At 67.7% G+C, this 4,427-nt stretch carries 5 protein-coding genes; 1 reads left to right on the top strand and 4 read right to left on the bottom strand.

Annotation, left to right across the window (positions count from 1 at the left end; translation table 11 throughout):
• Positions 1 to 163 precede the first annotated feature (163 nt).
• A complete protein-coding gene (locus BN11_RS19520; RefSeq protein WP_327152906.1) occupies positions 164 to 1,159 on the bottom strand; it encodes an inorganic phosphate transporter in 996 nt (331 codons plus the stop codon).
• 2 nt (positions 1,160 to 1,161) lie between these two features.
• A complete protein-coding gene (locus tag BN11_RS19515; RefSeq protein ID WP_162213294.1) occupies positions 1,162 to 1,818 on the bottom strand; it encodes a DUF47 domain-containing protein in 657 nt (218 codons plus the stop codon).
• An 80-nt stretch (positions 1,819 to 1,898) separates the two neighbouring features.
• Here BN11_RS19515 and BN11_RS19510 point away from each other — a divergent pair, with 80 nt between their 5' ends.
• A complete protein-coding gene (locus BN11_RS19510) occupies positions 1,899 to 2,084 on the top strand; it encodes a hypothetical protein (RefSeq protein ID WP_048700049.1) in 186 nt (61 codons plus the stop codon).
• A 248-nt stretch (positions 2,085 to 2,332) separates the two neighbouring features.
• Here the strand turns inward: BN11_RS19510 and BN11_RS23180 are convergent, their stop codons facing one another.
• Together BN11_RS23180 and BN11_RS19495 are read right to left on the bottom strand one after the other, a co-directional pair.
• The gene (locus BN11_RS23180; RefSeq protein WP_157044290.1) at positions 2,333 to 3,193 is read right to left on the bottom strand and encodes a hypothetical protein; all 861 of its coding nucleotides are present in this window, start codon (positions 3,191 to 3,193) and stop codon (positions 2,333 to 2,335) included.
• A 121-nt stretch (positions 3,194 to 3,314) separates the two neighbouring features.
• On the bottom strand, positions 3,315 to 4,427 hold a 1,113-nt coding region (locus tag BN11_RS19495), incomplete at its 5' end, for an IS256 family transposase (RefSeq protein ID WP_083433898.1).

Below are 4,427 nucleotides of genomic sequence, written 5' to 3'. Positions count from 1 at the left end.
CGTCTGCTCAAGCGGTACATCGCCCGTCTGGACGCCACCGCTCTGCCTCGTTGAACGGGAGGTGAACAGCATGCGGAGAATTGGGTTCGAGAGGTGTTGCACACCACTGCGGAGACTTATGGTGGACGACTCCCGGCCCCAGCGGGCGGCGGGTGCGCCTGGGTCAGGTCACCGCAGCCAGGACAAGATATGCCGCTGCCGCCAGCAGCCCGGCGCCGGGGAAGGTCAGCAGCCACGCCCAGCCGATGTCGGCGGCGACGGCCCATCGGACGGCGCGCACGCGGCGGGTGGCGCCGGCGCCCATGATCGCCGAGGTGATCGCGTGCGTCGTCGAGATCGGCGCCCGCAACGCGGTCGCGACGAACAGGATGCTCGCCGCGGTGACCTCGGCGGCGAAACCCCGTGGTGGGTCCAGGTCGATGATCCGCGCCCCCAGCGTGCGCATGATGCGCCACCCGCCGGCATACGTCCCCAGGCTCATCACCACAGCGCTCAGGGCAAGGACCCACAGGGGTACGGACTCGTCCACGTCGTTGTGGAACCCCCCGACCGTCAACGCCAGGACGACGACGCCTGCGGTCTTGGCGGCATCCTGCATGCCGTGACCGAAGGCGACGGCGGACGCCGAAACCGTCTGCGCCAGACGAAAACCGCGGCCGATCCGGCCGGGTGCAGCATCGCGGAAGATCCACAGGATCGCGGTCATCACGGCATACCCGACAACCAACCCCAGAGCCGGGGAGACGAGCATGGGGATGACGACCCGTTCCAGCACCACCGACCAATGCACGCTGGCGCCCGCGGCGAGCGCGGCGCCGCCGAGCCCGCCGATCAGGGCGTGACTGGAGGAGGAGGGCAGGCCGCGCCACCAGGTCATCAGGTTCCAGGAGACGGCACCGATCAGGGCGGCGGCACAGATGGTCAGGCCCGTGGTGCCGTGCGGTGCGTCGATGATCCCGCTGCCCACCGTCTGCGCGACCCTGGTGCCGAAGAGGGCACCGATGAGGTTGGCGGCGGCCGCGAGGAGGAGCGCGACCCGCGGGGTCAGGGCCCGCGTCGAGACCGAGGTGGCCACCGAGTTGGCCGCGTCGTGGAAGCCGTTGGTGTAGTTGAAGCCCATCGCCAAGGCGATGACGATCGCCGTCGGCAGCCAGTCCACGCTCACGGCTCCTTGAGGCTGATGCCCTCGACGGTGTGGGCCACCCGTTCGAAGGCGTTGCAGGCGGCTTCGAGCTCCTGCACGATGTCGAGATTCTGCAGCATCCGCAGGACGTCCATCGGGTCGCCGCTGAGCAGTTCGGCCCGCAGCCGGCGGTAGCCGCGGTCCGCCTCGTTCTCGAGCCGGTTGACCTCGACGACGTAGTCGCGCACTCGGGCGGGGTCCCGCAACCCGGACACGACGGCGGCAGTCAGCTCCGCCATCCGGGCGATGATCTCGACCTGAGCGACCGCACGCGGCGGCAACTGGGCCAGCGCGTGCACGTCGATGAAGTCGACGGCCGCGTCCATGTGATCCATGCAGTCATCGAGCCCCGAGACGAGGCGGTGCAGGTCCTCACGATCGAACGGGGTGATGAAGGAGGTGTCGACGCGCCGGATGAGAGCGTGGCTGATCTCGTCCGCCTGGTGCTCGACCTCGTGCATCCGGGCGATCATGTCCGCCCGGCCCGCGTCCCCATCGGCGCACAGCCCGCTCAGCAAGCGGGCACCGTCGACCAGCAGGCCGGACGCGGACACGAGGAGTTCGAAAAACATCTCGTCGTTGCGTGGCCTCAGGCGGAAAACCACAAGCGCGCTCCCGACGTAAGACTTGGACAACCCCGCCATCCTAGAGGCTGGCCGAAAGGCGCGACTCTCAACCGCCTCCGGGGCGCCTTGGCGTCCTAGGGTTAGGTCGCATGATGCCCGACCGCCGAGACCCCGACACAGCCGAGGACGATCTCCAGACGGAGTCGGAACTGCTCAAGGGCGTGCGCTTCGCCATCTCCGGCTCGGCCGGCGACCTGGACGAGGACGCCATCGACGAGGCCCTCGGCGTGACCCCCCTCATCTCGGAGGGATCGGACGACTCCGACACGGCTTGAGGCCGGATGGGCTCTCACGGCCGGGCATGCTGGTGGACCTCCGTAGAGAGTTCGAGAACCCCTGCCCGGCCTTGAAAACGATGACTTCCCGCAGATCACGAGGGGTCTACCAGCGGGACCGCAGGCCGCTGGAGCCGTCCGTAGAGGACTCGCGAGGGCGCATGGTGCGCGCAGTTGGGATGACTCAAACCTTTCTGAGCCCGGCACAGGTGGACGAGCTGGTGGCCCTCTACGAGGCGGGCGCGACGCTAGTGGAGCTGGGTGAGCGATTCAACGTGCATCGCCGCACAGCAGCGGCGCACCTCCTCCGTCGCTCGGTCCCAATCCGAAGGAGCGGTCTTGAAGAGTGCCACTTGTCCGAAGCGGTCGAGTTGTACGCGGGTGGGTTGACGCTGATGGAGGTCGGGCTGCGCTTCGACGTAAGCCAGCAGGCGGTGAGAAGAGCGCTGGCCACCGAGGGTGTCGAGATTCGTCCCAGCGGGCGCCGTCAACCCGGGTGAACCAGTCCGCGGACTCGGCGCCATAGTCAGCTGTCGCTCCCGTCGATGGACCGGGTCATCACTTTCGCCATCACAGGCTCGCGGCGACCAGCACCTCGACCAGCTGCTCGGGTTTGAAGATAGCTTGGTGTCGAACCGCTCATCGAGCTTGTCGTCCTTATCGCGCGTTAGGGCTCGGACCCACTGTTGCTCGGTGAACACCACGTCGCAGTAGACCGCGGGGACGGGTAGTTGGACGACGTCGATGAAGTCGTTCACTTTCCACTTCTGATGCTGGGCCGGATGGAGGTGCTTGCTCACCCGCAGAGCGTTCGTCACCCGGCGGGTGGGGAGGGACTGAACGAGTTGGAGCAAACCAACGCCACCCAAGGTTTCGGTCACTTCCGTGGGGCTGATGCCCGCGGCCATGACCCGATCACGGAGGGCCGGGGCGATGTCGTTGAAGTCTGAGTGGACGACCGCATTAAGCAACTCGGCGCGCGGTACCTTCCGGCGCGCGATCTCTTCAGCGACGCTGACTTCGTGCTGTACGAAGAGGTCACCCCAGCTGACTAGATCAAGTGGGAGGCCCACGCGCGCGTGAGTGCTTGGACCGGCGCGCAGCAGCAACTCTTCGAGCGGGCGGTCGATGGAAATCCGGAGGTCGCTGCTCTTGTCTTCGGAGGCGGCGGTGGCGTCCAGATTCCGGTGTAAACGCGCGGGCCTTGGTTCAGGTTTCGTGGGGTTGATGTTACGCGGTGGCGGTGACAGCGTCGGTTTGGTGGGCGTGTCGGGGTCGTAGTTCGCGGGGTGGGTCGAGTAGGGATCGGCGGAGGTCGTGTAGCAGGCGTGAGCCGGCGGGGGTCATGGCCAGGCCGCGCCAGCCGGCGGAGGCGCGGTCCAGGACGGCCCAGACCAGGCTGATGCAGGAGGTCTCGCCGGGGAAGCGGCCGATGACTTTGGCGCGGCGGCGGGTTTCGCCGAAGGTGCGTTCGATGAAGTTGGAGTGCCGGATCCGTTGGTGGTGCTCGGCCGGGAAGCGCAGGTAGGCGCTCAGTCCGGCGGCGTCGGTGAGCAGGATCTTCATCGCTGCCGGGTAGATGGCGGCGTACTTCTCGGCGAACGCGCGGACGCGGGTGTCGATCAGGTCGACCAGCGCGGGGCCGGGTTCGATATCGAGGTCGGTGGTGTCGAAGATGGCCCAGTAGCCGTCGCGGATCTCGTCCTGCATCCCGGTCGGGGTCTTCGCCAGAACGTTCCGCAGCCGGTGGATGAGGCACCTCTGCCGCAACGCTTTCGGGTAGATCTGCTCGATCGCGGCGATCAATCCTTGAGCGCCGTCGGAGATGACCAGCAGCGGACTGCCCAGGCCCCGATGGCGCAGGTCGGCCAGGAAGTCGACCCACGCGTCGGTGGATTCCCCGGCCCCGGGCGCGAGGCCGATGAAGATGGGTTTGCCGTCGGTGCTGATCCCCCAGGCGGCCAGCACCGGCTCGGCCGGGCTGCCGGGGTGCATCCGGAAGAACGAGGCGTCCAGGAACAGGTAATCCACGCTCACCCCCTCCAGGCGGCGGGCAGCCCACTGCTCGTACTCGGCGGTGATCGCCTGGCAGATGGTGGAGACGGTGGACTTGGAGATCGCGGCCTGGTCCCCGAGGGCTTCAGCCAAGGTGGCCTCCACATCGCGCACCGACAGGCCCCGCACGAACGCGGCGATCACCAACGACTCCAACGCGTTGGTCTTGGTCACATGCTTACCGAACAGGCGGGAGGCGAACGCGGCGGTGGTGCCGCGCAGCTTCGGCCGCTCCAGCTGGACCGCTCCGGCGGTGGTCTTGACCGTCACCGGCCGGTACCCATTACG

Source organism: Nostocoides australiense Ben110 (assembly GCF_001050535.1).
GTDB classification, from domain to species: Bacteria; Actinomycetota; Actinomycetes; order Actinomycetales; family Dermatophilaceae; genus Nostocoides_A; species Nostocoides_A australiense.
This window is presented reverse-complemented; position numbering and strand designations above follow the sequence as displayed.

Bases quoted from the DNA above. Each gene is read 5' to 3' on its own strand.
- BN11_RS19510 (WP_048700049.1), top strand. From the start codon at position 1,899: ATGATGCCCGACCGCCGAGACCCCGACACAGCCGAGGACGATCTCCAG.